The organism is Streptomyces sp. 11-1-2, assembly GCF_003595545.1.
In the GTDB taxonomy this organism is placed as follows: Bacteria; Actinomycetota; Actinomycetes; order Streptomycetales; family Streptomycetaceae; genus Streptomyces; species Streptomyces hygroscopicus_B.
On the sequence record NZ_CP022545.1, the window covers coordinates 2,416,515 to 2,442,558 of the forward strand.

Sequence of the window (26,044 nt, forward strand, 5' to 3'; positions counted from 1 at the left end):
AAGTACGGGTACCGACAGCCGGGCCGGCATCCGCGTCAGGGGAGTCGGTGGCGTGGTGATCCGGTGGGCACGGGCGCTCGCCGAGGTGGTCGTGGCGGACCCTGGCCTGGGCCGCGCAGCCGACGGCACACGGGTCGTCCGCGTGGGGACCGGTGTCGGGGCGCTCGGCGCCCGTGGCCGCCGGGGCCGGATCGAGCACCGGAACGGAAGCCGCGGGCACCGGAACGGAAGCCGCGCGCGCGGCATCGGCGGGAACCAACGCCAGCAGGACGGCGAGGAGCGCGATGAGCGTCCCCGCGAGCGGGTGAACTGCGGTCGGGGTGCTGCGGGGTGCTGGGCGCATGCACCGTCCCCTTCCTGCGGGGTGCTCGACTCCTGCCGTGTGCTCGGCGTGGGGTGCCGGTCCGGGGCTCCGGCCGGGGAGTGGACGACCAGAGCCCCGGACGTCGGTGCGGGGCGGGCGTCAGGGTTCGATGAGACCTGCGCGGATGGCGTAGCGGGTCAGCTCCAGCCGGTCGTGCAGACCGAGCTTGTGCAGGAGGTTGGCCCGGTGGCGGTGCACGGTCTTGACGCTGATGAACAGGATCTCGGCGATCTCCTTGGAGGAGTGCCCTTCGGCGACGAGTTTGAGGACCTCCTCCTCACGAGGGGTGAGGAACTGGTCGGGGTCTTCCTCGCCGTGGCGGACGCGCTCCAGGTAGTTGCGGATGAGGGCGGTGACCGCGCCGGGGTAGAGGAACGGCTCGTTGCGCATCGCGGCCCGGCAGGCGGCGACCAGGTCGCGGTCGGCAACCGACTTCAGCACATAGCCACAGGCCCCGGCCTTGAGTGCCTGGAACAGGTACTGCTCGTTGTCGTGCATCGTCAGCATCAGGATGCGCAGACCCGGCTTGAGCGCCACCAGCTCCCGGGTGGCCTGAAGACCGGTCAGGCGCGGCATCGCGATGTCCAGCACGGCCAGGTCGATCTCCTGGCTCCGGGCCGCCTCGATGGCCTCGGCACCGTCCCCGGCCTCGGCGACGACCTCCAGGTCGGGTTCCCTGTCGAGGATCAGGCGTACGCCGCGGCGTACAAGAGCGTGGTCGTCGGCGAGCAGGATGCGGATCGGCTTCCCGGCCGTGGCGGACGGTGCCGAGGCCGTGGTGGGTCCGGGCGGGGTCGGATCGGGCATGGTCAGAGCTGCTTCCTGGGGGCGGGTGTGATGAGGCGGATCCGGGTACCGGTGCCAGGCGTCGAGGTGATGTCGAGGGTGGCCCCGGCGAGCAGGGCCCGTTCGCGCATGCCGCGGATCCCGGCGCCTTCGCAGGCGGCCTCGATGCCGCGGCCGTCGTCGGCGATCTCCAGCACCACCGCCTCGCCCACCCGGTGCAGGCTCACCTCGACCTGCCGCGCGTCTGCATGGCGGGCCGCGTTGGTCAGGCTCTCCTGAGCCACCCGGTACAGCACGAGCTCGCTCTCCCGGTCGAGGGTGGGATCGGAATCGAGGCGGCGCACGACCCGCAGCCCGGTGTGGGTGGCGAAGTCCTGCGTGAGCGAGGTCAGTGCGCTGACCAGGCCCAGGTCGTCCAGGACGCCGGGCCGCAGGCGGCGCACCAGGCGGCGGACCTCGTCCAGGCTCTCCCTGGTGATCTCCTGGGCCTGCTGGAGGTCCTCGCGCAGCGGTTCGGGGGCGTCGTCCGCGGCGCGCTTGAGCACCAGCAGGATCGCGGTCATGCTCTGCCCGACCTCGTCGTGCAGTTCCTGGGCGATGCGGCGGCGTTCCGCCTCCTGGGCCAGCAGCGCCCGGGCGCTGGACGTGGCGCGTTCGTGCTCCAGCCGGTCGAGCATGGCGTTGAAGGTGCGGATCAGCTCGGACACCTCGCTACCGCCGCCGGCGCCGGGCACGGGCAGCCGCTGGCCCGGGCGCAGCAGGTCGATGGTGGTCATCAGCCTGGTCAGCCGGTCCAGCGGGGCCAGGCCCCAGCGCAGCAGGGTGCCGTTGGCGACCAGCATGACGGCGAGACCGCCGACCAGGATGATCGCCTCGGTCAGCAGCACCGGCACGGAGACGGTCACCGGCGCCCACAGCAGCAGCGCCGTAGCGGTGCCCAGCACCAGGGCGTTGAGCCCGAAGATCCGCCAGAACAGCGACACCGGGGAAGTTCCTCCTTCTGCGCTCCGCGTGTGATCAGCTCTACTGTCGCCCATCGCACCCCGGCGGAGCCGCCACAACTGATCACGACCGAGCCTGACACAGCCTGCCTCCCGCACCGCGCGCGGTCGATGGGGCCCGTCACCCATATCCGAGGTCATCGGGTACCCACGCGCCCTTCCCCGCCATCGCCCCGTGGTCACCGCTGCCCCGGGCAAATGGGGTCCGCGCCCGATGGGCTTCCGACGCCGGGTCGAGCAGAGTCGAAGGTGCTCGAGCCGTCCGGTACGGCCAGTGCGCGCGGTCGTGGAGACCGCGGCCGGCGGAACCGGGCGGCTACTGCCGCGCCTGGCGCGCTTTCACGAAAGGACCTCATCGTGCCGCTCGACACCGCCCAGACCGGCCCCCGCCTCGGACGGCTGACCTCTCATGAAACCCGTCAGCGCCTCGAACACGCCCGCAACAGCCGCCTGGCTCAGCTGCGTGCCCTCGACGAGAGCGCCCAGAGCACGGACGCCCATCTGGTGTCCGCGCAGACGGAGGCGATCCAGCGAGTCCTCACCGAGATCGACGAGGCGTTCGCCCGCGTGGAGGACGACACCTACGGCATCTGCCAGGGCTGCGCCAAGCCCGTCCCCGCCGAACGCCTGGAGATCCTCCCCTACACCCGGTACTGCGTCGCCTGCCAGGGCCACGCCACCGCCTGACCCGCCCCGTCCGCTTCCTGTTTTCGTCTCCGCCCTGCTCAAAGGGGTGAAGTGGTGAACCACCAGACCATCGGCGACCGTGCCGCGCACCTGTCGCCCGAGGACCTCGCCGCGCTGCGGGAGAACCTCCACGAACAGCGCCTGTTCCGCCAGGAACAGCTGCGGCAGATCGCCGCGCCGCCCCGCGCCGAGGACCGGCTCCGGCGACGCTCCGCGGCACAGGCCGAAGTGCACGTCAAAGTCGCCGCCTCCGCGCGCATGGTCCTCGCCGACGTGGAGGCGGCGCTGCGACGCATCGCCGAGGGCCGCTACGGCACGTGCCACCTGTGCCGTCGCCCTGTCGAGCGCGACCGGCTGATGATCGTTCCACAGGCCCGCTACTGCGCACGGTGCCAGCAGGTACGGGAGGCCGGACGATGACCGTCCGCCGCCGCTTCCGGCCCGGCTCCCCCGCCGGGCACCGGCACCGGCCCTGGCCGTTGTGCCGGCACTGCTGCGGCCTCGCCCTGGACCTGGGCAGCGCCCGCACCCGCGCCTGGATAGCCGGCCGCGGGATGGTCCTCGACGTACCCACCATCACCTTCCCCGGTGCTGGGGCGGTGTATCCGGTCCAGCGCGGCGCCATCGTCGACGTTCCGGGAACGGCCCGGATGCTCGACCGGCTCCTCAGCCACCGCCTGCCCCGCCTCACCCGCCCGCTGGTGGTGGTCACCGCGCCGGTGCTGGACGGCCCCGCCTACCGGGAACGGGCCCGCGCCGCCGTGGAAGTGCTCCGCCCCCGCGCGGTCCTGACCGTCCCCACCGCACGCGCCATCGCCCTGGCCGCGGGCGCCGACCTCTCCCTGCCGCTGCTCGTGGTGGACATCGGCGCCCATCTCACCGAGGTGGTCCTCCTCGTCGACGGCCTGGTCTTCGACGCCCGCCGCACCGCCCTGGGCACCACCGACCTCGCCGGCACCACCGACCTCGCAGACGCCGACGCCACGGCGGAGATCAGCGAAGCCATCAGCACCATGTTCACCTCCATGCTCCGGCAGGACCGCACGTCCCTCACCGCCGAGGCCCTGAGCCGGGGTGCCCTCCTGGCCGGTGGCGGCGCACTGCGCCCCGACCTCACTCACCGGCTCGCCGGCGGCACGCACGCGCCCCTGCGGGCGGTTCCCACACCGCATACCGCGGCGATCCGCGGCGCCGCCACGATGTTGCGGGCCGCGCACGGACATCCGTCGGCCAGGGGCACGTCCCCACCCGGGCCTGGCCCGCTCTTCCGCTGACCTCGCTGCCCCCTGACCCCGCCACCTCACCGGCCGGGGTCTGCTGTACGCCACCCCCTGCCACGGAAAGGAGAACCTGTGTCCGGCGTGCCACCACCCGCACAGCCCCCGGATCCCCCGCACCACGGGCTCGTGCACCCCCTGTCGCTGTGGCGCTGGCGGCACAATCCGCTGTACCGGCGCACCGACCGCCTCCAGGGCCGGATCGCCCTGGCGATGTTGCTGCTCGTACCGATCCTGGGGCTCGGTGCCATGTTCGCCAGCGGTGACGCCGCCCACCGGCACTACCGCGCGGCCGCCGAGCACCAGAGGCAGACCCTGCGCCTCACCACCGCCGTCCTCACCCACGACGCCCCGGACCATCCGGAGCCCGGATCGGCGGAGGCGAGAGAGAACCGCTATCCGGCCCCGGTCCGCTACACCGACCCGGACGGACGGATCCGCACCGCCGAGACCGACGTCCTGCCCGGGCTCAGCGCGGGCAGCTCCGTCGACGTGTGGGTCGACGCGGACGGAGCGATCGCCGAGCCGCCCATGCCCGCCGAGCAGATCCGCAGCCGGACCATGGGCTGGGCGCTCGTCGGCTTCCTGACCGTGACCCTCGCCGGTGCCGCCGCCTACCGCGGCGTCGCCGTGGTCCTGTGTCGGCGCAATCTCGCCCAGTGGGACGCCAAGTGGGCCGAGACCGCGCCACGCTGGACCACGTCCCCCTGAGCCTGCGCAAACGCTCACGCCTGCCCGGACCGACCCCCCTGGACGAGCGCGGCCGAGCCATGTCGTCCCCGGCCGCGGGGCGGACGGCCGGGCAGGTCGTCGACGGGCCGCCGGGCCGACAGCGGCCGCGGCCACCGGGCCGCGGCCGCTACTCGATCGAGTCCGAGTTCGCCGCGCTGCGCTGCTTCGCTCTCAATGGCATAGACCACCAAACGCACGACGAGCAGAACGCCGCCATCGCCGTCCACATCCGCTGGTACAACGCCCGCTCCGAGCCGAAGAACCGCTTCGCACCCGAGTCACCCATCCGGCAGTGGACCGAGTACCCGGCCAAAGCTACGTGACAAAGCCCAGCGACAGCGATCTTCACGGGGTGCACGTGGGTCCGACGCGCGGTTACGGCCTGATCGACGGGGAACGCTTCCGAGGGCCAGGTCACCAGGGGACAACCCCGTTGTCGTCGAAAAGCTGGCCGGTCGGGCCGTCGTCCGGCAGGGTCGCCAGCCGGATGGCGATCGCCGCGCCCTGCTCGGGGGTCTGGGTCCCGCTGAATCCGTTGAGGTCGGTGGCCACGTAACCAGGGCAGGCGTTGTTGATCAGGATGTTGGTGCCGCTCAGCTCCTTGGCGTACTGGATGGTGACGGCGTTGAGGCAGGTCTTCGTCGGCGCGTACGCCCCGCTGATCCCCCGAGGTCGACACCAGGCGTGGTCTGCAGGGCCAGGGAGCCGACGTGGCTGGACTGGTTGACGATCCGCGGGTGCGCCGAACGGCGCAGCAGCGGCAGCATCGCGTTGGTGACCCTGATAACGCCGATGACGTTGGTCTCCACCAGTCGCCGCACGGTGTCGAGGTCAATGGTCGTGGGTTCCTCCGGCCAGCCGCCGGCAACGCCGGCGTTGTTGACCAGTACGTCCAGCCGCCCCGCACGCTCCTCGATCAGTTGGACCGCGGCGATCACGCTCTCGTCGTCGGTCACGTCCAGGGGCACGCCGAAGGCGTCGGCACCAGCCGCGCGCAACTTCGCCACGGCGTCCTCCCGGCGCTGCTCGTCCCGGGCGCCGACACCGACACTCCAGCCCCGCGCACCGAGCCCGGCCGCGATCTCGTACCCGATTCCCTTGTTCGCGCCAGTGACCAGCGCGATCGTTTTCTCGTTCACGACAGCGAGCATGCCCGCGCCGCGGTCGGGCACCAACACCCTCTCGGTAGTGCAGCAATACCCGAACGATATCGATCAGCCGTGAGCCGTCATTAGCCTGGGCGCATGGAAATACGCGAGCTGCGGTACTTCGTCGCCGTCGCCGAGGAGCTGCACTTCGGCAAGGCCGCCCAGCGCCTTGGGATAGCCCAGCCGCCCCTGTCCCGCACGATCACCCAGCTCGAACGGCGGCTCGGAGTCGCCCTGCTGGAACGCACCAGCCGCAAGGTCACGCTCACCGAGGCCGGGGCCGTGCTGCTGGCCGAAGCACGCGCGATCCTCAGCGCAGTGACCGCGGCTGAGCGGCGTACCCAACGGGCCGCGACAGCACACCCCAGCCTCGTCCTCGCCGTCAAAACCGGCACCGCCGGCGAGCTGCTGACCAAACTGCTCGACGCCTACGCCGCGGAACCCGGCGCAGCCACCGTCGAGCTACTGCTCTGCGAGGCACACCAGCACCAGCAACTGCTGCAGGACGGGCAAGCCGACGTAGCTCTGCTCCACCTGCCCTTCGACTCAGCAGCCGGGCTCGACACCGAAACCCTGTACACAGAGGGACAGGTCGCGATCCTGCCGGCCTCACACCCGCTCGCCGGCCGCTCCCAGGTCCGGATGGCCGACATCACCACCCTGCCAACGCTCCCGATGGCCCGCTGGCCCGACCCCGGCGGCAGCTACCCAGAAGGACCGGGCGCAGAGGTACGGAACCTGACACAGCTCTTCCAGCTGATCGCGCTCGGCCGCAGCACCGCGGTCATTCCCGAGTCAGCCGGCGCCGACCTGCGCCGGAACCTCGCCGCCGTACCGGTCCTGGACGCTCCGCCCGTGACAACGGCGATCGCCTGGCCGCCGCACAGCCGCCTTCGTACAGTTGCCGACCTGATCCGCGTGGCAACACGTCATTGAACCCGGATGAGGAGGGCGGCCACCCAACGACAGCCCCCATCAAGCAACTGGCAGCTCTACGCTCCTGCATCAGCGAGGTAGTGTCCTTGACCGTCTGGCCCTGGGCGGACAACGCCACCACGATCGCCCACCGCAGCCACACCGGCTCCTTCGCCGTCCGGCTGATCCGCTGCAAGCGGCGGCCTTCCTCCACGCTGATCGGCCGGACGAACACAGTCAGTCGACGCTGTGGGTGCCGATAAATCATCCGCGCAGTTCAGGCCGCTCGCTGGTATTCGTGGAGGGTTCCGCCGAGTCGGTCTCGTCTGTGGACTTCCAGGTGGGCAAGCTGGGCTTGTTGCGTGATGGGTGCGGGTAGCGGGCGGCAGGGGGCGGCTTGTTCCAGGGCTCTGTGCGGGTGGTGTTCGTTGTAGAAGGATTCGTACTCGCGCAGTGCGTGGAGGAGGTGGCCCTGGTTCCAGATCAGGGTCTGGTCCAGGAGTTCGGTGCGGCAGGTCTGTATCCATCGCTCCATGAGCGAGTTCATCCGTGGTATCCGAATGCCGGTGGTGACGACATTGAGACCGGCATCGGTCATCAGGGCGTCGAAGGCGGCTGTGAACTTCGAGTCGCGGTCGCGGATCAGGAACTTCGCCCTGCTGCCTGCGTCCTCGAGGTCCATGAGGAGGTTGCGTCCGAGCTGCACGATCCACTCCGCGGCGGGGTGTGCGGTGGCGCCGAGGATCCGGATGTGCCGGGTGGTGTGCTCGATGACGGCGAAAGCGTACAGGCGCGCTCCGGTCAGCGTTCGGACTTCGAAGAGGTCACAGGCGAGGAGGGCCTTGGCCTGGCTGCGGAGGAAGTCGGCCCAGGTGGTGTTCTGCCGTTCGGGTGCGGGTGGGATGCCGTGCTCGCGGAGGATCTCCCAGACCGTGGAGGCGGCGACCTTGATACCCAGCGCCGCGAGCTCGCCGTGAATCCGGCGATATCCCCACGAGGCATTTTCCCTGGCCAGACGCAGGACGAGGGCGCGGATCGAGCGGATGGTGCGGGGGCGTCCACGCCGTTTGGACACGCAGGTCGCGGCATGGCACCGCCTGAGCAGCTCCCGATGCCGGCGCATGACTCGGGGCGGACCAGCAGCAGAAGGTGCCGCAGTCTGTCTTTGGGCAGGTGGTGGAGCGCGGGCGAGGATGGCGCGGTCTGTGTCGGTGAAGGTGGGCTTGCCGGCCTGGCCCTGTAGGACCAGTAGTTGGTGCCGGAGTACGAGGATCTCGATGTCCTTGTCTCTGTTGCTCATCGGCAGAAGGCGTAGGAACGCGAAGGTGTTGGTCGCGGCGAGATAGGCCAGGCGCAGCAGCACGACAGACCATGATGCCGTCGGGGCCTTGTTGCAGGTGAAGACGCCGGGGTGAGCGTCGGCCAAAGTCGAAGATCTCTGATCAAGCTCTCACCTGCGTGGATGATTTACCGGCACCCGCAAGGTTATTGACCAAGCGGCACATAACCGACGACGCCGTCGGCTACAAGCTGCTGCTGGAGCTTCTCGCCGAGCACGGTGACACCGAGGACAACCCGATCCCGGTGGCCATCGAGACCTCCCGCGGCCTGCTGGTCGCCGTGCTGCGTTCCGGTAAGCGGAAGGTGTACGCGATCAACCCGCTGGCCGCCGCCCGCTACCGCGACCGGCACAGCGTCTCGCGCAAGAAGTCCGACCCCGGCGATGCCCTCGTCCTGGCGAACAGCCTGCGCACCGACATGCACGCCCACCGGCCGCTGCCCGACGACTCCGACCTCGGCCGTGCGATCGCCGTCCTCGCACGCGCTCAGCAGGACGCACTGTGGAACCGGCAGCAGCTCGCCAACCAGCTCCGCTCCCTGCTGCGCGAGTACTACCCGGCGGCCCTGGACGCCTTCGCCACCTGGACCAACGGCCTGTGCCGGCCTGAGGCACGTGAACTCCTCAAGACCGCCCCGACCCCGACGCGGGCGGCACGCCTGACCCGCACCCAGCTCCAGGCCGCCCTGAAGCGGGCCGGCCGCAAGCGCGGCATCGACACCGAAGTTGATCGCCTCCGTGATGTCTTCCGCGCCGAGTCCGCACACCAGCCGCCACTTGTCGAAGACGCTCTCGGCAAGCAGATGCTCGCCCTCCTTGTCCAGCTCAACGCCGCCTGCACCGCCGCTGACCAGCTCGCCGAGGCGGTGGAGGACGCGTTCCCTCAGCATCCGGACGCTGAGATCCTGCTGAGCTTCCCCGGGCTCGGTATCCAGCTCGCCGCCCGGATCCTGGCCGAGATCGGGGACGACCGCAGCCGCTTCGCCGACGCCCGGGGCCTGAAGGCATACGCGGGCTCCTCGCCCATCACCCGCGCTTCCGGCAAGAGGTCGAGCAGCACGCGGCGGTGGGTGAAAAACGATCGGCTCAACCACGCCGGATACCTCTGGGCCTTCGCCGCTCCGAACGGATCCCCCGGCGCCAAGGCCCACTACCGCCGCCGTCGCGACGAGCACGGAGACTGGAACGCCGCCGCCCGGAGGAACCTGTTCAACCGAATGCTCGGCCAGCTCTACCACTGCCTGCAGAAGCACGAGTTGTTCGACGAACGCACCGCGTTCCCCATCGAACTCGCGGCTGCCGCTTGACACCTTGGCAACGTGAGGTGTCTGGCGCGTACTGACCCGGCTCCGCCTCGACGTGAAGTGGGCCACCCGGCTCGCCCGCGCGCTGATGGTCCTCAACTGGCACGAGATCGCCCGCTGACCGACGATCTTCACCGCAGACAGCCGCCGACGACCAGCACGAGCATGACCTCACCCACCCATGCCACCCCCGTGACCTGCACGTTCAAGATGAACACAACTCATTGGCCCGGCTACAGGGTACGGAGGTCATCAGGCAGGGGGCCTGTGTTGCTCGTGTGACGCATACGCACGCGACGCCGCTGTACCTGCTGAGCAGCCGTGTGGGACGGCCTCGCTGCCGTGGAGTTCATGGCAGCCCTGGAAAGGACACAAGAGTGGCACCTCAGGCAGCACGTCACCGGCATTCGGCAAAGCGCCGCCTCATCGGCGCAGGCGCCGTGGCGGCCGCAGCCGGAATCGCGCTCACCGCGACGCTCGTAGTGAACGCCAACGCCGCGTGGACGTCCACGTGGAATGTCACCGCGTCCGGCTGGTCCGGCCAGGACGACCCCCAGGTCTCCATCGACCGCTCCGGCGATGCGCTGCTCGCCTGGGCGGCCATGGACAATGCGAACAGCTCCTACTTCCGCGTACAGACCCGGGTGAAGTACGCAAACGGCACCCTGGGGGCGACCCGCACCCTGTCCCCGGACGGCCGCGCCATCAGCTGGGTGCAGGCCGACTCCGATGACACCGGCGACTCGTCGGTGGTGTGGCAGCAGGACAGCACCGTCGTCGGCCGCCGGGTCGCGTCCTCCGGCAGTCTCGTCGGCTCGCTCCAGATGCTCTCCACCCCCGGGTCGCCCGCAACCACGCCCTCGGTCGCCGTGACGCCCGGCGGCAGCTCGATGGTGGCGTGGACGGAGATCCGCGACGGCAGCTGGTACGCGGTGGCCCGTCGGCTGAAGCTCGACGGCACGCTCGGCGCGGTGCACACACTCGGCTCGGGCTCGGCGGAGCCGCCGGCCATCGGCGTGGACCGCAATGGCCAGTTCGTCGTCGCCTGGGTACGCGGCTCCGAGGTGGTGGCCAAGCGGATGACCGCGACCTCGATCTCCGCGGCGAAGGTGCTCACCACGCCGATCGCGGCGTACGGCGGCTTCGGCATGGTTCGGGTCGGCGTGGACCGGGACGGCGACGCGGTGATCAGCTACCGCTCCGGCGGCGGCGACCGCGCGCAGGTCTGGGCCTCGCGCTGGAGCCACACCGGCACGCTGTCGAACCCGCTGCGTATCTCGACATCCACGGAGAACGTGGACTTCCACCACACCCTCGGGACGGACCTGGACGGCGACTCGATGATCGTGTGGGTACGCAACAACGCCGGCAAGCGCGAGCTGTACGGCCGCAAACTCTCCGCCGGCGGCACCCTCGGCGCCCTCACGTCGCTGGGCGCCGGCGACCGCCCCGACCTCGCCCTGGACGACGACGGCGACGGCATGCTGGTGTCGCAGACCACCACGGCCATCTCCACGCCGCCGTACAGCGTCACGAAGGCCACCGCCCGGCTGATCAGCCGCTCCGGCACCTTCGGCAGCGCGAAGACGCTCACGACGGACGGCCGCGTGCCACAGGTCGCAGCGTGCCCGACGGCCGTGTTCACGACCACGTGGCAGCAAGAGTCGTACCCGTACACGATCAAGGCGATCACTGGTCCTTGATCTGTCTTGGTCGCAGGCCGGTGGCCGCCCGGGTCGGAGTGCTCCCCAGTCACAGTGCATGGCTTTTCCTGATCTGGCTCAGCAGTCGTCGCGTAGCGTCCGTCGAGTGCTGGCACTCTTCGACCTCGACAACACCCTGATCGACCGGCAGGGCGGCTTGGATGCGTGGGCGGGTGCCTTCGCTCGCTCCCGTGGACTGCCGGGTCAGGCTGCCCTGCGGTGCGCATCAGTTCGCGGATTCTGTACCCGTAGGTGTCGGCGAGGCCCTCCCCTGCGTAGCACAAGCACCTCGTCGCCGTCATAGTCGCCCTCGCAGGCATCCAGGCCCTCGAGCACGCCGAGGGCCACGGCCTCGGCCGCATCGAGCACGCCCAGCGCCAGACGGCGGCGGACATCGGTCTCCTGCTCGATGACCGGACCGGTATCACCGCCCGGAACCTGGACGTACATGCTCCCATGGGAGCACGCTCGGGAGCGCGGTCCGACACACGACAGGCCCGGCAGGTGTCTTGCCCCGCATTTATGAGCGCGGGGTCCTCCAACCGGTCCCGGAGGTAGTTCACTTCCTCCTCACCCCAGGGCCAGATCGACGACACACGCGTGAACTCCACCGAGTGCCCCTTACTCATGTTGTTCTTGCTACTCACTACCTGAACAGCTTCCTCCGGGACTCATCCGTCCCAGTAAGGCTGTCCAGATCAGCGGGGGAACCTGAGGCCGAGGACCAGGAGGTGATATGGGCGTACTGTTTGTGGTGAAGCGGGCTTTGACTGGGAGGACTCATGGGTTCCCTGGAGACACCTATGGGTGTGGATGTACGGGATAGGCTGCTCGCCGCCGCGGCACAGGATGTCGTACATGCGCTGAGAGCTTCGGCGGCGACGGTGTATCTTGTGCGCCCGGAACCACTGAAATCGATGCTGATAGCCACGGCAGTGGTGGTTAGTCCCCTCGGAGTGGGACCTATTGAGCATATTCTGGCAGATGATCCGGTATATGCGACGGCGGCCGCTTATCGGTCCGGTGGTACGGCGACGGCGCATTCGATCGATTTCCTAGGAGAGCATCCCGAGGAGGCGGTTTCCGTGCCGTTTCCTTTTACCGCATTTTCGGCCCCCGTCGGCGGGGTAGGGGTGATGACCGCGTTTTGGATCAATGGCCCCAGAGAGCCGACGGCAGAAGAGAGGCGGCAGCTCACGGAGGTGTCCGGCAGGCTGGGACGCGAGCTGGAGCAGCTAGCTGCCCAGCGGGTGCCCATGACCCCTCCGGCCGTGCCACGGGTACACGCCGCGGAGTCGGGGCTGGCTGAGGGCCAAGGAGCAGCGGCCATTGACAACGCGCCGCTCGTCTATCACCTGCATCGGCTCGCCGTGCAGCTCAACCACGTGTCGGACGGCCGGGAAGCTGCCGCGTTGGCCTGCGCGCGAGTGATGTCCGCGGTGGACGCGGACGCGATGGCAGTGACCCAGGTAAAGGGTGACCGGCTCGTCATCGCCGCTGCCGAGGGTTGCTCGCGCTTGTTCCTGCGGGAGCTGGAAGGGCAATTGCTCATCAGTGCTTCAACGCCCGAGGCGAGGGCGGTGGCGCACAGGCGGCAACTGACCTATGCACCGGGAGCGGCACTGACACGCGGCCGGGTGGGGGCAGGGGACCGTGACGATTACGCCTGGGTGGTGCTGCCGCTCCTAGGGGGAAGCGGGGTCGTGGTGGGCACCTGCTCGATCGGCAGCGAGCAGCCAGGCATCTCGAAGACCGCTCCGCCTGCGCTGGCCACGCTGCTGGGACAGGCACTGGAACGCACGGCGGCGGACGGCGCCCGACACGCCCTCGCACAGCAGCTTCAGAGGACCCTTTTGCCGCGGGTGCTGCCGCAGTGCGCAGGCATCCGCAGCACGTCCAGATACGTGCCGACCGGCGGGATCGACCTGGGCGGCGACTGGTATGACCTGGTGACGCCGGCTGATCAGCACAGCGTCACCGCGCTGGTCGGTGACGTTCAGGGGCACGACATTCAGGCGGCTGTGGTGATGGGCCAGCTCCGGGCGGCCGCGCGAGCCTATGCCACCGAGGGCCACCACCCCGGCGCCATCCTGGGACGGATAAACCGCTTTCTCTGGGAGAGCAGTCATTTGATGTGCACATGCGCATGCATGCAAATCGACTTGGATACCGGCGTCGCTCAGCTCGCAACCGCCGGCCATCAACCGCCTATAATCCGTAATCCTGCGGGTTGCTATTGGAATTCCAATTCCGACCTGGATATAGGCGTACCGCTGGGAGTCGATCCCGATAGCTCATACATGGTGACCGAGGCCATTTTGGAGCCGGGCACACTGCTGGCCCTCCACACCGATGGAGTGATCAATCCAGAGGAAACACAGTCGGACATCATGGAGGCCGCGATTAAATCCTCCGGTGCCGACGAGTTGGAAACTCTGGCAGACGAGCTGATCCGCCGCCGCAGTAATCGCATGACCGATGACGCAGCGCTGCTACTGCTGCAATTTGAGGGTCCTCCCGCGTATGCACGCATTCGCCAGCTTGAAATCACGCAGAATGATTTGCGAGGTGCTCATCGCGCTCGCTTTGCCGTGCATGGCTGGCTGCACGAGTGGGAGATGGGCCATATAGCTGAAAAGATGGAGCTACTCGTATCCGAGGTGGTCACCAATGCACTGATTCATGCCGCCACCGACGTGTATGTGTGTGTGCGCGGATACTCAGGCTGCGTGCGTGTCGAGGTGCGGGACAGTGACGTGCACCCGGCGCGGCCGGACACCTCGCCCCTACAGGACGGCGATCTTGCGGAGAGCGGCCGCGGCTTGCTCATCGTGGATGCGCTGGCAGACCGCTGGGGCAATTCGCCCAGCGGCCGGGGAAAAACGGTGTGGTTCGAGGTGGCGGCGAAGCCATCGTGTCCGTGAGGCTGGTTGGCGCATCCGGTTGATCTTGCCCAGACGGGCGTGGGCCTGTGTTTCAGATCCTTGCACCGGCCACTGTGAACGCGCATCTCACCGGCTGGCGAACACGGCATTCGGTGAATGTGGGTCGGTTCTGGATCAGATAGTCACACTCCGGCTCCTTTACCATAAGTGACCTTCGACAGGCCGCGGTAGCGGGTTCGGCGCAGGCCCGTGACATCGAGGACCTCGTTGATCATGCCTTCGACGCCGACACGCAAGGCGTACTCGACCTGCCACCGGTCGGTGGCCTGCTCGGCGCGGACGGAACGTACTCACGAGGGATTCCCGGTCTGCACCAGTGGCGTATTTTGTCCGATGTGTATGCGCGCCATCTACTGGTCGCGGATCGACGCCCTCTACTCCAGGCTGCGACTAGAATGGCACCGAGGACAGGGGTTCGGTGATGCCCTCAGCATGCGCAGCGCGCGGAGCATCACCGTCGAGCAGATGCACCTCCCGTTGGGGTGGCGTGGACGGACAAGCTCAACGGCATCCGTACTGACATCCTTTCCCCGCGCCCTGGGGTTCCGAATGGATCTGAACACCATCGAGGCGGTCGTCGAGGCACCTGCCCGTGCCGAGCAGTCGGTGTGGCAGGCGGGCGACGCCTGGCTTGCCGGCGGCACGTGGCTGTTCTCCGAGCCGCAACCGGAATTGCGCCGCCTCATCGACGTGAGAGGTTTCGGCTGGGCACCGTTCAAGACCGACGCCGATGGGCTGGAGATCGCCGCGACGTGCACGCTGGCGCGGCTCGTCGAAATCCCGACACCCGCGGAGTGGACTGCGACCCCGCTCCTGGACCAGTGCCGTCAGGCGCTGCTGTCTTCGTTCAAGGTCTGGAACGAGGCGACTGTGGGCGGCAACCTCTGCCTGTCACTGCCTGCCGGCCCGATGATCTCGCTCACGGCGTCTCTCGACGGCGTCTGCACCATCTGGACGCGCGGAGGCGGCGACCGGCAGGTCACGGCCGCCGACTTCGTCACTGGTCCGCAGCACAACGTACTCAGACCCGGTGAGCTGCTGCGCTCGATCACATTGCCGGCGTCCGCGCTGCGCTGCCACACGGCCTTCCGTCGGATCTCGCCGACCCCGCAGGGCCGGTCCGCCGCACTGGTCATCGGCAGGCGGTCACCCGACGACGGTGCGCTCGTGCTGACAGTGACCGCATCGACCGTGCGTCCGGTCCGGCTGGCTTTCCCCGGGGTACCCGGGCCGGGCGAGCTTCACGCCGCCCTCGACCAGGCGATCCCGCCGGAGCTCTACCACCGCGACGTGCACGGAGCACCGGCGTGGCGGCGCCACATGACTCTCCGGTTCGCCGAGGAGATTCGGTCAGAACTGTCATCACTCGGGGAGGGGCGAGGCCGATGAAGATCGAGGTGAACGGTGAGATCTTCAGCGAACCAGCGCGGCCCGGGCAGTGTTTGCGGAGCTACCTGCGGGATCTCGGCTGGTTCGGGGTGAAAAATGGCTGTGATGCGGGCGACTGCGGCACGTGCACCGTGCACGTCGACGGGCGGCCTGTGCATAGCTGCCTCTATCCCGCGTTTCGCGCGGCCGGCCATCGGGTCACCACGGTGGAAGGACTCGCCCGCGCCGGGGATCTCCATCCGGTCCAGCGCGACTTCCTGTCCGCCCAGGGCTTCCAGTGCGGCTTCTGCACAGCGGGCATGATCACGACGGTGGCCGCTCTCGACCCCGCCCAGATGCGGGATCTCCCCAGGGCGCTGAAGGGAAACTTCTGCCGGTGCACTGGCTACCGCTCGATCGAGGACGCCGTCCACGGGATCGTACAAGTGGAGCAGGATCCGGGAGGGGAGCCGTTCGGACGGAACCTGCCGACGCCCGCCGGCCGGCAGGTAGTGACGGGAACGGCCCGTTACACCCTGGACGTCCCCGTTGATGGCCTGCTGCATGTGAAGCTGTTGCGCTCCCCGCACGCGCACGCGCGGATCACGGCGATCGACACGAGCGCCGCGCGTGCCGTTCCCGGTGTGCACACTGTTCTCACCCACGAGGACTCACCGCCACGGCTGTACTCGACAGGGCGGCATGAGGACCCCAAGGGCGATCCCGCCGACACACGGCTCTTCGACGACGTCGTCCGGTTCGCCGGGCAGCGGGTCGCGGCCGTCGTGGCCGACACCGTGGCAGCCGCGGAGGAGGGCTGCCGCAGGCTGGCCGTCACCTACGACCTGCTGCCGAGCGTGTTCGACCCCGAGGAGGCGATGGCGCCGGGCGCCCCCGTGCTCCACGGCGACAAGGGAGCCGAACAGTACATCGCGCACGCGAAACGCAACATCGCCGATCAGGTGCACGGTGACATCGGCGATGTGGAGGCGGCCTTCGCGGAGGCCGATGTGGTGTGCGAGCGCACCTACGTCACCCAACGTATCCAACACGCGCACCTGGAGACCCACGCCTCGATCGCCTGGCTGGACGAGTCCGGCTGCCTCACCGTACGGACGAGCAGCCAGGTGCCGTTCCTCACCAGGAGGGCACTGTGCACGCTCCTCGACCTGCCCACGGAGAAGGTACGGGTGGTGTGCGGCCGTGTCGGCGGCGGCTTCGGGGCCAAGCAGGAGATGCTCACCGAGGACGTCGTCGCGCTGGCCGCGCTGCACACCGGGCGCCCCGTGACGCTGGAGTTCACGCGGGAGGAGGAGTTCACCGCGACCGTCACCCGCCATCCGGTCAGCGTCCGCGTCAAAGTGGCCGCACGGCGCGACGGCACGCTCACGGCCGTGCAGTTGCGGGTCGTCTCCGACACCGGGGCGTACGGCAACCACGCCTGCACCGTGTCCCGCTCGTGCAACGAGTCGATCGCCGTCTACCGCTGTGCGAACAAGAAGGTCGAAGGGTACGCCGTGTACACCAACCACATGCCCTCCGGCGCTTTCCGCGGGTACGGGCTCAGCCAGACGATCTTCGCCGTCGAGTCGGCGATGGATGAACTCGCCCGCGCGCTCGGCATGGACCCGATCGCCTTCCGGGAACGTAACGTGATCCGGCCGGGCGACGCCATGGTGAGCTTCAGCACCGAGCCGGATGACGTCGAGATCGGCAGCTACGGCCTCGACCAGTGCCTGACCCTCGTCGACACGGCATTGCGCCGCGGCAACGACGTTCAGGCGCCGCCGGGCGAGGAATGGCTCGTCGGGCAGGGGACGGCACTGGCGATGATGATTACAAGTCCGCCCCACGGGCATCGAGCCGAGGCGCGGATCGGGCTGCTGCCGGACGGCCGCTACCAACTGGCCGTTGGCACCGTCGAATTCGGCACCGGCACGACGACCGTGCACCAGCAGCTAGCCGCGAGCGTGCTCCACACGAGTCCCGACCGGATTCTGATTGCGCAGGGCGATACGGACCAGGTCGGCTACGACACCGGAGGGTTCGGCTCGACCGGGACGGTGGTCGCGGGCCTGGCGTCCGCCCGTGCTGCGGAGTCACTGCGTGAGAGCATCATCGCTGCCGCTGCCGACCACGTGGGCGGCGAGCGGTCAGCCGGTGAGCTCGACGCGGACCAGGTGTGCTGCGACAGTGTGCGAATCCCGCTCGCCGAGCTCGGGGCGACGGCCCAGGCCGCCGGCAGGGAGCTGCGCGCGACCGGCACCTGCGAGGGTTCCCCGCGTTCGGTCGCCTTCAACGTCCAGGGCTTCCGGGTCGCGGTCCATACCGGTACCGGTGAGATCAGGATCCTGCAGAGCGTCCAAGCGGGCGACGCCGGCCGGGTCGTCAATCCGATGCAGTGCCGTGGACAGATCGAGGGCGGTGTTGCGCAGGCCCTGGGCGCGGCCATGTACGAGTCGTTGGTGATGGACGAGGAGGGACACGTCACCACGGCGACTTTCCGCGAGTACCACATCCCGGAGTTCGCCGATGTGCCGCGGACGGAGGTGTACTTCGCCGACACCGCCGACGCCCTCGGTCCCCTGGGCGCCAAGTCGATGAGCGAGAGCCCCTTCCTCCCGGTCGCTGCCGCCTTGGCCAACGCGGTGCGGGACGCCACCGGGGTTCGGCTCGGCACGATGCCGATGACGCGTGATCGGGTCTGTCTGGCCATCGCTGCCTCCCGCGGCACACCCGGCGCGCCTGACGAGGTTCCGGCAGACGGGCCAGTCGGGCACGCCCCGGCCTGATCGCCTCGCGCGAGGAAGGCGCCGGCCTCGGCGTCGTCGGCCGACTTCGGCCGCGGCGGCTGGGGAGAGCCGTCACTCTCCTGCGGATGGTCGGGACAGTGAGCCGGGTCGATCACCGGACGTCCCGGCAGAGCCAGTTGGTGACGGGCGCCAAAGGGACAGCACCACCCTGGACCACCATCACCACGCCGCAGACCGGCCGCGCGACCGTGCGCTTGCCGAGAATGTCATCCTCCCTGGTCGGAGGCCTGCACCGGACCCCACACTCGCCAGCCGCGGTCGCTCGAGTCGGCACTCTCGCGTAGCCGGTGGCCCACACGTCATGATGATCGATCGTGCTGCTACGACTGGCCTACCTCGGTGTGACGAATGCCTTCGCGGTGCTGCGTTTGCTGCCGATGAGTGGCCGGGACAAGGATGTAGAGATCCTGGCCCTGCGCCATCAGATCGCGGTCCTGGAACGCCAACTCGGCAAGGGCAAAGTCCGGTTCAGCTCAAGCGACCGGGCGTTCCTGGCGGCGCTGCTGCACCGGCTGCCGTTACCCGCCCTGCGGCGGGTGCGGCTGCTCGTCCGTCCTGACACGGTGCTGCGCTGGCATCGCGACCTCGCCAGGCGCCGGCATGCCGCGTTATCGCGGCCCAAGCGACCCGGCCGACCTCGTACGGTGCGCTCTATCCGGATTCTGGTACTGCGTCTGGCGAGGGAGAATCCAAACTGGGGCTACAGGCGTCTGCACGGTGAGCTGCTCGTGCTCGGCGTGAAGGTGTCCGCCTCGACCGTCTGGAAGATCCTCAAGGACGCGGGCGTCGATCCAGCGCCCGACCGGATTTCCAGCACGTGGGCCGACTTCCTGCGCTCCCAAGCCGACGCCCTCCTGGCCTGCGACTTCTTTGAGACGGTCACCTTGTCCGGCACGCGGATGTACGTACTCGCGGTGATCGAACACAGCAGTCGCCGCCTCCGGATCCTGGGCGCCACCGCACACCCGGCCGCCTCCTGAGTAACGCAAGCTGCGAAGAACCTGGTCATGGACCTCGAGGACGTCGGCTGCCGGGCGCGATTCATGATCCGCGATCGGGACGGGAAGTTCCCCCAGCTGTTCGATACCGTCCTCAAGGACGCAGGGATCGAGGTCGTCCTCACTGGCATCCAGATGCCGAGAATGAACTCGGTCATGGAAAGGCGGGTGCAGACCTGCAGACACGAACTCCTGGACCGGACCTTGACTGGAACCAGCGGCACCTCCTCCACGCCCTGCGAGAGTTCGAGCAGTTCTACAACTTCCACCGACCACACCAAGGCATCGCGAACGCCCGAGCGCTACACCCGCGGCCCTCACCAATCGACGATCCGGACAAGTTAAGCAACCTCGACATACGACGCCACGACCGCCTTGGCGGCATCCTCCACGAATACAAGCATGCCGCGTGACCTGCACGGATGAAGTATTCGGCAAGCACAGGCGCCCAGTTCAGCAACGTGAACTTCGACGGGACGGCCGAGTTCAACGAGGCGGTCTTCGAGGGCGAGGCATGGTTCGGAGCGGCGCACTTCACCAGCGATGCCGGGTTCCGCGAGGCGGTCTTCGCACGCGGTGCCAGCTTCGACTGGGCAACCGTCCACGGCCACGCCCTGTTCTCTGCGGTGGTCTTCAAGGGCTCCCTCGGATTCCGCGGGACAAGATTCGCCGACACCGCCTCATTCCGCTGGACGGTCTTCGAGGACCACGCCGCGTTCGACGAGGCGGTCTTCGACGGCGACGCCGAGTTCAACGAAGCGGTCTTCCGCAGCAACGCCCAATTCCTGTTGATGGTCGTCAAGGGCGACGCCAACTTCAGGCGGGTGGTCTTCGAGCATGTCGCGCAGATCGGACCGTTGGCGTGCCGCCAGAAGCTGAGACTGACCGGTGCCGTGTTCTCCACGGCGGTGACGATCGAGGCGGCGGTGCAGCACTTGGACTGCCAACGCACACACTGGGCCTCGACCGCTGCGCTGCGCCTGCGGCATGCGAGTGTGGATCTCACCGACGCGGTGTTGGAATACCCGGTGAGCATCGCCGCCCAGACCACCCCGTTTATCGTGACATGGCACGGCAGGGGGGTGCTCGACGAAGACGGGCTCAAGAAGGCCCCGGTGCGGGTGCTGTCGTTGCGTGGGGTGGACGCCGCACACCTGGTGCTCAGCGACATTGATCTGAGCGCGTGCCGTTTCGCCGGGACCGTCCATCTTGACCAGCTGCGGTTGGAGGGGCACTGCCCCCTTGCCGCGCTCCCGCATGGCTGGCACCGCCGCCGAGGGGTGCCGGTGCGCTGGACCCAGCGGCAGACCCTGGCCGAAGAAGTCCAATGGCGGACGGCGCGCGCAACGGCGAGGTCCGGCTGGATCCTGGCGCCGGACCCCCGCGGCCCCGTGCCGCTGGAGCCGACCGCGTTGGCACCCGTGTACCGGGCGCTGCGCAAAGCGTTCGAGGACGCCAAGAACGAGCCGGGAGCGGCCGACTTCTACTACGGCGAGATGGAGATGCGCCGCAACGACCGACACACCCCGTGGGCCGAGCGGTTCCTGCTGGGGCTGTACTGGGCGGTGTCCGGCTACGGGCTGCGGGCCACCCGGGCGCTGGGCTGGCTGCTGGCCGCGATGGCCGCCACCATCGTGCTGATGATGGGACTCGGGCTGCCGGACACCCCAGCCAGGCCATACTCGCCCGGCGCAGGAGTCATCGGCAAACAGGACCCCCGACTGCACGCGGCCTTCCCTGATCGCTTCACCGGTGCCCGCGCCCACAAGGCCGCGGATGTCGTCATCAATTCGGTGGTCTTCCGCTCCAGCGGCCAGGACCTGACCACCGCGGGCCGCTACACCGAGATGGCCTCCCGTCTCGCCGAGCCCGTCCTGCTCGCTCTGGCGCTCCTCGCCGTCCGCGGCCGCGTTAAGCGGTAACCGCCCAGCCCAGAGTCGTAGGCGCACCGAACGTCTGCGCAGGGCGGAGCCCTCCGGCATTCAGGCGGCCTGGCCGAAGCCAGCCGCAGTCTGGTCCGGTTCGCGCAGCTGGGTGAAGTCGACGTCGAGTTTCGTCTCATACACCTCACCAGTCGGACCTGTTGGGTCTAACGGACCTGACCAAGGATGAGCCGCACTGCTGCCGTCGCGCCAGGCAAGTTTGGCGGAGGCGCGGCGAGGGGGCGGCGGTGACCGCCGACCCCTCGCACGCGGAGCGCTCTCTGCGGTGCGCCAACATCATGGGGAGTCACTCGCATGGGCGACGGCAACCGCCCACGCAGTGACGCCGGTTTGGGAGCCCGAACAGACACCGAACGGCAGAACACCATGTCTCACACCGCCCGCGCCGCCTGCGTGGTGCCCGGCCATCGGCCGCTGACCGCTCCGGAGGCGACCGACGTCCCGGTCCTGGCCGTGCTGCTCGCCCTCGCGGGGATGCCCGCCTTGTCCGTCTTGATCCTGCTCGCCGAGACGGCGGACACAGGCTTGCGCCTGGCCCGCCGGGCGCGCTCCGGCAAGCAGGCCGAAGCGGCGGGCTGACGGTGGGACGGCGGGAGAACCCGATCGCCCCCTGCGACCGGGAGCTGGAGAAGCTGGCCCTCTATCTGCGGGACCACCGCGGCCGGGCCGACCTGAACTACAAGGAGCTCGCCGTACGGTCCGGGTTCAGCGCCTCGACGCTGATCCGGGCCGCGTCCGGTGAGCAGGTGCCGAAGCTGAAGACGGTCCGGGCCTACGCCATGGCCTGCGGCGCTGACCCCGATGAGGCCGAGCGGCTGTGGAAACAGGCCCGCTACCGGGCTGCCCACGGCTGCCAGGAGCCCGTTCCGCACCCACGGTACATACGGAACTTCGCGGAACTGCACGCGGCGCTGGCCGACCTCTACCAGAAGGACGGCGCCCGGCCGTACCGCGAGCTGGAGGCTGCCAGCGGCGGCGTTCTGGCCCACGCCAAGGTCGGGCGATTCCTTCGACAGGAGGCCGGACGCCCCACCCGCCAGTTCGGCCGGGCGTTCGCCCTGGTCTGCGGGGCGAAGGGGATGGCCCTCCGCGAGTGGGAGCAGGCGTGGGACCGGGCCGGGGAACAGCGAATGGGCGGGACGCTCACGGCCATCGCACGGCGCCGGGCCTCCGGCGTCGTTCTTGCGGGCGGCCGCCCGTTGTTCTTTCACTCGGACCCCGAGCGCACCCCCCACGGACAGGAAGTCCGGCGTATCACCCTCACCGGGCCGCGGTCGGACGGCCGCGCCGTCATCGCGCTAACCGGGCGATCTCGGGGATGTCCAAGTCCTGCCGTGTCTGCGACCGCAGACGGTCGTCCGACACCGCATTGCCGCCAGCTGAACTGGGGCCTGACCGGAGCCTGCTCCGCATGCAGCCGCCGACCCGATCCCGGCAATCCGTGCGGCGGGCGCCGGTGGTCCTGACGACCGCTGGCGCCACCGGAGCAGGTACCGCGAGAGCAAGAAGGGCACCTTCGCGTCTGGTCGTGAAAGCCGGGACCGGCATCAGAGACAGCCCGGACAGTGGCCCGACCGGCGCACGGCGCCCCTGACGAAACTGCAGTTCACGGCTGGTTGATCCCGTTGGGGACAATGGGACCAACCAGGCCCGTGTGATCAGAGAAGCTCTGTGGGTGCCGATAAATCATCCGCGCAGTTCAGGCCGCTCGCTGGTACTGGTGGAGGGTTCCGCCGAGTCGGTCTCGTCTGTGGACGTCCAGGTGGGCAAGCTGGGCTTGTTGCGTGATGGGTGCGGGTAGCGGGCGGCAGGGAGCGGCTTGTTCCAGGGCTCCGTGCGGGCGGTGCTCGTTGTAGAAGGATTCGTACTCGCGCAGTGCGTGGAGGAGGTGGCCCTGGTTCCAGATCAGGGTCCGGTCCAGGAGTTCGGTGCGGCAGGTCTGTATCCACCGCTCCATGAGCGAGTTCATCCGGGGTATCCGAATGCCGGTGGTGACGACATTGAGACCGGCATCGGCCATCAGGGCGTCGAAGGCGGCTGTGAACTTCGAGTCGCGGTCGCGGATCAGGAACTTCGCCCTGCTGCCTGCCTCCTCGAAGTCCATGAGGAGGTTGCGTCCGAGCTGCACGATCCAGTCCCCGGTCGGATGCGCGGTGTGGGATGCCGTGCTCGCGGAGTATCTCCCAGACCGTGGAGGCGGCGACCTTGATACCCAACGCCGCGAGCTCGCCGTGGATCCGGCGATATCCCCACGAGGCCTTCTCCCTGGCCAGGCGCAGGACGAGGGCGCGGATCGAGCGGATGGTGCGCGGGCGTCCACGTCGCCTGGATACGCAGGTCGCGGCATGGCGCCGCCTGAGCAGCTCACGATGCCAGCGGATGACCGTCTCGGGGCGGACCAGCAGCAGAAGGTGCCGCAGTCTGTCTTTGGGCAGGTGGTGGAGCAGGGCGGCGAGGATGGCACGGTCGCTGTCGGTGAAGGCAGGCTTGCCGACCTGGCGCTGCAGGACCAGTAGTTGGTGCCGGAGTACGAGGATCTCGATGTCCTTGTCTCTGTCGCTCATCGGCAGGAGACGTAGGAACGCCAGGGTGTTGGTCGCGGTGAGGTAGGCCAGGCGCAGCACTGCCACAACGGGACACCGAGGAACTCACGGTCGGCCAGGACGAGCTGGCCCGGGCCGAGTGACCGTGGCAGCCGGCCGACCAGGGTGACTTCCCCGGTACGGCAGCCGGCGAGTTCCGCGTCCAGCGACGCATGGCTGCCCACCTCCACCAACGCAGCCATCCGCACCTGCGGGAACGCGCTCCTGCCGGACCCGCGGCCGTTGCCCGGACGCCCGAACGCGGCCTCGTTGGCTTCGCTGTCCGCGACGTCCCAGCAGGTCCCGTCCACCGCCAGCAGCCGCAAGCCCCGCCAGAACGCGCCGGGTGTCGTCTCGGTGGCCATCGGCTTGGCGGTCGTGGCGAACAGCACCCGCAACGGCTCACAGCCCAGCCGCTGCCGGGCCCGGAACAGCGAGGACTTCGCCGGCTACATGCCAGCCGCCCAGCAGCCCTTGGCACCGCAGGCCTTCCACCAGGTGCCGCATCACTTCCAGATACGGAGCCGGAGAGAACAACGCCAGCCCCAGCACGAAGTACACCACCAGCCGCGCGGGAAGCAGCCGTCTGCGTTGCTCCGCGCACCCGCAAGCCCCGACCACCCGATCCACCAACCCCGGCGGATAGACCCAGGTCAACAGCCCCAGGCCCGATAACTCAGACACACGCGCAGACACCCGAACCACCCCCTGGGACCACTACCCAGGAACCCACGCCCGAGGCCTAAAACAACGGCATTGGGCCTAGGACTTGTCCGGCCGATCATGTGACTACTCGCCGTCCGGGTCGTTGATGTGGACATGGGGCGGGGTGACTTGAGCGATGCTGAGTGGGAACGGCTGCGGCCGTTCCTGCCGGTCAGCAATAGGCGTTGTGGCCGGTGGAGGGATCACAGGCAGGTGATCGACGGGATTCTGCACCGGGTGCGGACTGGTGTGCAGTGGCGTGACCTGCCGGAACGGTTCGGGCCGTGGAAGACGGTCTATGAACGGCACCGGCTGTGGTCGGCGGACGGGACGTGGGAACGTCTGCTGCGGCAGGTCCAGGCTGCGGCTGACGCGGCGGGTGAGATCGACTGGGACATCTCGGTGGACTCCACCATTGTTCGCGCTCATCAGCACGCGGCCGGCGCCCGGACCGATCCGCCGCCGATCCCGGCATCAAAGGGGGCCGAGCAAGCAGAACACCAGGGCGAAACAGCGTGGCAGAGCCTGCATGCCCGCCTGGTGGAGGTGGTGCAGGAAGTGAGGGCCTGGGCCGCTCGCGGGGCGGGTTCACCAGCAAACTCCACCTGAGCGCCGACGGCCGGTGCCGCCCGCTGTCCCTCATCGTCACACCAGGCCAGCGGGCGGACTGCACCCAGTTCACGAAGGTGCTGGACAAGATCCGCGTTCCTAAGCTCGGCCCGGGCAGGCCCCGCAAGGGGCCTGACAGCCTCGCCGCGGACAAGGCCTATAGCAACGGACCCATCCGCAAGTACCTGCGACGCCGGGGAATCCGGCACACCATCCCGGAGAAGGCTGACACCCAGGCCGCCCGCCTGCGCAAAGGCTCACGCGGCGGACGGCCACCCGGCTTCGATGAAGAGCGGTACAAGAAACGCAACACCATCGAACGAGCCATCAACCGACTCAAGCAGCACCGGGCCGTGGCCACCAGATACGACAAGCGCGGCTACGTCTTCCTCGGCACAGCCACCGCAGCAGCACTCGCCATCTGGCTCAGAACATGATCGACCGGACAAGTCCTAGCTGCTTTGACCTGACAGCCGCCGAGTTTGCTCGCTTGACGCGCCCGTGCGCCTCGCGACCGGCGGCCGCGCTTGGCACACTATTTGCTACGCCGCGCCCCCAGCCGACCGTCTCGCTACTGCGCCGCAGAGCCCGATACGGCGCTCACCCCCTGGGAGTGCCCCGTCTGCCGACAGACGCCAAGGGACTTTGCTTCGCCTTGACCCGGCAGGCACCTTGCGGCCACAACACCCGAGCCTCGGCCGCCTGCGGAAACACGTCGGCCAAGGCCATCAGCCCCACAGCTCCCCTTCTGTCGCATGGGGAGCACGGCACCGTGCTCCCACCCCGAAAGGGGGTCGAGAGCCGACAAGGGGTCCTTATGCCTCT

General features: G+C 68.9%; 20 protein-coding genes and 5 pseudogenes. 17 read left to right on the forward strand and 8 right to left on the reverse strand.

Translation table 11 applies throughout. From position 1 onward, the window contains the following. Positions 1–463: 463 nt before the first annotated feature. Both CGL27_RS09920 and CGL27_RS09925 read right to left on the reverse strand, forming a co-directional pair. A complete protein-coding gene (locus CGL27_RS09920; RefSeq protein WP_055554920.1) occupies positions 464–1,171 on the reverse strand; it encodes a response regulator transcription factor in 708 nt (235 codons plus the stop codon). A 2-nt stretch (positions 1,172–1,173) separates the two neighbouring features. Next, complete coding sequence (locus CGL27_RS09925; RefSeq protein WP_162952934.1) at positions 1,174–2,133, reverse strand: HAMP domain-containing sensor histidine kinase; 960 nt, start codon at positions 2,131–2,133, stop codon at positions 1,174–1,176. A 375-nt stretch (positions 2,134–2,508) separates the two neighbouring features. Here CGL27_RS09925 and CGL27_RS09930 point away from each other — a divergent pair, with 375 nt between their 5' ends. From CGL27_RS09930 to CGL27_RS09950, 5 genes are all read left to right on the forward strand, one after another. Next, positions 2,509–2,838, forward strand: a complete 330-nt coding sequence (locus tag CGL27_RS09930; protein ID WP_119986001.1) for a TraR/DksA C4-type zinc finger protein — start codon at positions 2,509–2,511, stop codon at positions 2,836–2,838. A 51-nt stretch (positions 2,839–2,889) separates the two neighbouring features. Further along, complete coding sequence (locus CGL27_RS09935) at positions 2,890–3,258, forward strand: TraR/DksA C4-type zinc finger protein (RefSeq protein ID WP_119986003.1); 369 nt, start codon at positions 2,890–2,892, stop codon at positions 3,256–3,258. Next, positions 3,255–4,112, forward strand: coding sequence for a rod shape-determining protein (locus CGL27_RS09940; protein ID WP_078644661.1), 858 nt, complete (start codon positions 3,255–3,257; stop codon positions 4,110–4,112). Before CGL27_RS09935 ends, CGL27_RS09940 begins: the two co-directional genes overlap by 4 nt. 78 nt (positions 4,113–4,190) lie before the next feature. Further along, positions 4,191–4,826, forward strand: coding sequence for a hypothetical protein (locus tag CGL27_RS09945; RefSeq protein ID WP_205587655.1), 636 nt, complete (start codon positions 4,191–4,193; stop codon positions 4,824–4,826). Between the two features lie 59 nt (positions 4,827–4,885). Continuing rightward, complete coding sequence (locus tag CGL27_RS09950; protein WP_205587656.1) at positions 4,886–5,170, forward strand: hypothetical protein; 285 nt, start codon at positions 4,886–4,888, stop codon at positions 5,168–5,170. Positions 5,171–5,261: 91 nt separating this feature from the next. On the opposite strand, the pseudogene CGL27_RS09955 reads toward CGL27_RS09950, so the two are convergent. After that, positions 5,262–5,998 (reverse strand): annotated as a pseudogene (locus tag CGL27_RS09955) (SDR family oxidoreductase). Between the two features lie 93 nt (positions 5,999–6,091). Here CGL27_RS09955 and CGL27_RS09960 point away from each other — a divergent pair. Then, a complete protein-coding gene (locus tag CGL27_RS09960; RefSeq protein WP_119986005.1) occupies positions 6,092–6,931 on the forward strand; it encodes a LysR family transcriptional regulator in 840 nt (279 codons plus the stop codon). Between the two features lie 256 nt (positions 6,932–7,187). Here CGL27_RS09960 and CGL27_RS09965 read toward each other — a convergent pair. Further along, positions 7,188–8,273 (reverse strand): annotated as a pseudogene (locus CGL27_RS09965) (integrase core domain-containing protein). Positions 8,274–8,395: 122 nt separating this feature from the next. On the opposite strand from CGL27_RS09965, the pseudogene CGL27_RS09970 reads away from it, so the two are divergent. Both CGL27_RS09970 and CGL27_RS51750 read left to right on the forward strand, forming a co-directional pair. Further along, positions 8,396–9,556: pseudogene (locus CGL27_RS09970) on the forward strand (IS110 family transposase); the annotation flags it as partial. Positions 9,557–9,930: 374 nt separating this feature from the next. After that, positions 9,931–11,256 (forward strand): hypothetical protein, encoded by a 1,326-nt coding sequence (locus CGL27_RS51750; protein ID WP_240450433.1) that lies wholly within the window; start codon positions 9,931–9,933, stop codon positions 11,254–11,256. Positions 11,257–11,460: 204 nt separating this feature from the next. Here CGL27_RS51750 and CGL27_RS49925 read toward each other — a convergent pair whose 3' ends face one another. Next, positions 11,461–11,706, reverse strand: a complete 246-nt coding sequence (locus tag CGL27_RS49925) for a hypothetical protein (RefSeq protein WP_162952797.1) — start codon at positions 11,704–11,706, stop codon at positions 11,461–11,463. A gap of 332 nt (positions 11,707–12,038) precedes the next feature. Between CGL27_RS49925 and CGL27_RS09985 the strand changes: the two genes are divergently transcribed. The 7 genes and pseudogenes from CGL27_RS09985 (at position 12,039) to CGL27_RS10015 (ending at position 22,789) form a co-directional block, all read left to right on the forward strand. After that, positions 12,039–14,180, forward strand: a complete 2,142-nt coding sequence (locus CGL27_RS09985) for an ATP-binding SpoIIE family protein phosphatase (RefSeq protein WP_119986007.1) — start codon at positions 12,039–12,041, stop codon at positions 14,178–14,180. A 570-nt stretch (positions 14,181–14,750) separates the two neighbouring features. After that, positions 14,751–15,590 (forward strand): FAD binding domain-containing protein, encoded by an 840-nt coding sequence (locus tag CGL27_RS09995; protein ID WP_119986011.1) that lies wholly within the window; start codon positions 14,751–14,753, stop codon positions 15,588–15,590. Next, positions 15,587–18,361 carry a molybdopterin cofactor-binding domain-containing protein gene (locus CGL27_RS10000; RefSeq protein ID WP_119986013.1) on the forward strand — a complete coding sequence of 925 codons (2,775 nt, stop codon included), beginning with the start codon at positions 15,587–15,589 and terminating at the stop codon, positions 18,359–18,361. Before CGL27_RS09995 ends, CGL27_RS10000 begins: the two co-directional genes overlap by 4 nt. Positions 18,362–18,696: 335 nt before the next feature. Further along, positions 18,697–19,793: pseudogene (locus CGL27_RS10005) on the forward strand (helix-turn-helix domain-containing protein). A gap of 9 nt (positions 19,794–19,802) precedes the next feature. Beyond that, the gene (locus CGL27_RS10010) at positions 19,803–21,302 is read left to right on the forward strand and encodes a pentapeptide repeat-containing protein (protein ID WP_119986015.1); all 1,500 of its coding nucleotides are present in this window, start codon (positions 19,803–19,805) and stop codon (positions 21,300–21,302) included. Positions 21,303–21,689: 387 nt separating this feature from the next. Further along, entirely contained in the window at positions 21,690–21,902 is a 213-nt protein-coding gene (locus CGL27_RS49930; protein ID WP_162952935.1) for a hypothetical protein, read from the forward strand. 2 nt (positions 21,903–21,904) lie between these two features. Next, on the forward strand, positions 21,905–22,789 hold the full coding sequence (locus CGL27_RS10015; RefSeq protein WP_162952936.1) for a helix-turn-helix transcriptional regulator: 885 nt from the start codon (positions 21,905–21,907) through the stop codon (positions 22,787–22,789). Between the two features lie 233 nt (positions 22,790–23,022). Here the strand turns inward: CGL27_RS10015 and CGL27_RS10020 are convergent. Next, a pseudogene (locus CGL27_RS10020) lies at positions 23,023–23,743 on the reverse strand (integrase core domain-containing protein). Here CGL27_RS10020 and CGL27_RS51755 point away from each other — a divergent pair. Next, positions 23,669–23,839, forward strand: coding sequence for a hypothetical protein (locus tag CGL27_RS51755; protein ID WP_240451079.1), 171 nt, complete (start codon positions 23,669–23,671; stop codon positions 23,837–23,839). The pseudogene CGL27_RS10020 and the gene CGL27_RS51755 overlap by 75 nt on opposite strands. A 44-nt stretch (positions 23,840–23,883) precedes the next feature. Here the strand turns inward: CGL27_RS51755 and CGL27_RS10025 are convergent, their stop codons facing one another. Beyond that, the gene (locus tag CGL27_RS10025; RefSeq protein ID WP_119986019.1) at positions 23,884–24,297 is read right to left on the reverse strand and encodes a transposase; all 414 of its coding nucleotides are present in this window, start codon (positions 24,295–24,297) and stop codon (positions 23,884–23,886) included. 10 nt (positions 24,298–24,307) lie between these two features. Then, positions 24,308–24,589 carry a transposase domain-containing protein gene (locus tag CGL27_RS10030; RefSeq protein WP_162952937.1) on the reverse strand — a complete coding sequence of 94 codons (282 nt, stop codon included), beginning with the start codon at positions 24,587–24,589 and terminating at the stop codon, positions 24,308–24,310. A gap of 135 nt (positions 24,590–24,724) precedes the next feature. Between CGL27_RS10030 and CGL27_RS10035 the strand changes: the two genes are divergently transcribed. Continuing rightward, a protein-coding gene (locus CGL27_RS10035; protein ID WP_240450434.1) for an IS5 family transposase occupies positions 24,725–25,656 on the forward strand; the annotation gives its coding sequence in 2 pieces (ribosomal slippage) (positions 24,725–25,141 and positions 25,144–25,656; 930 coding nt in all). Positions 25,657–26,044: the final 388 nt, after the last annotated feature.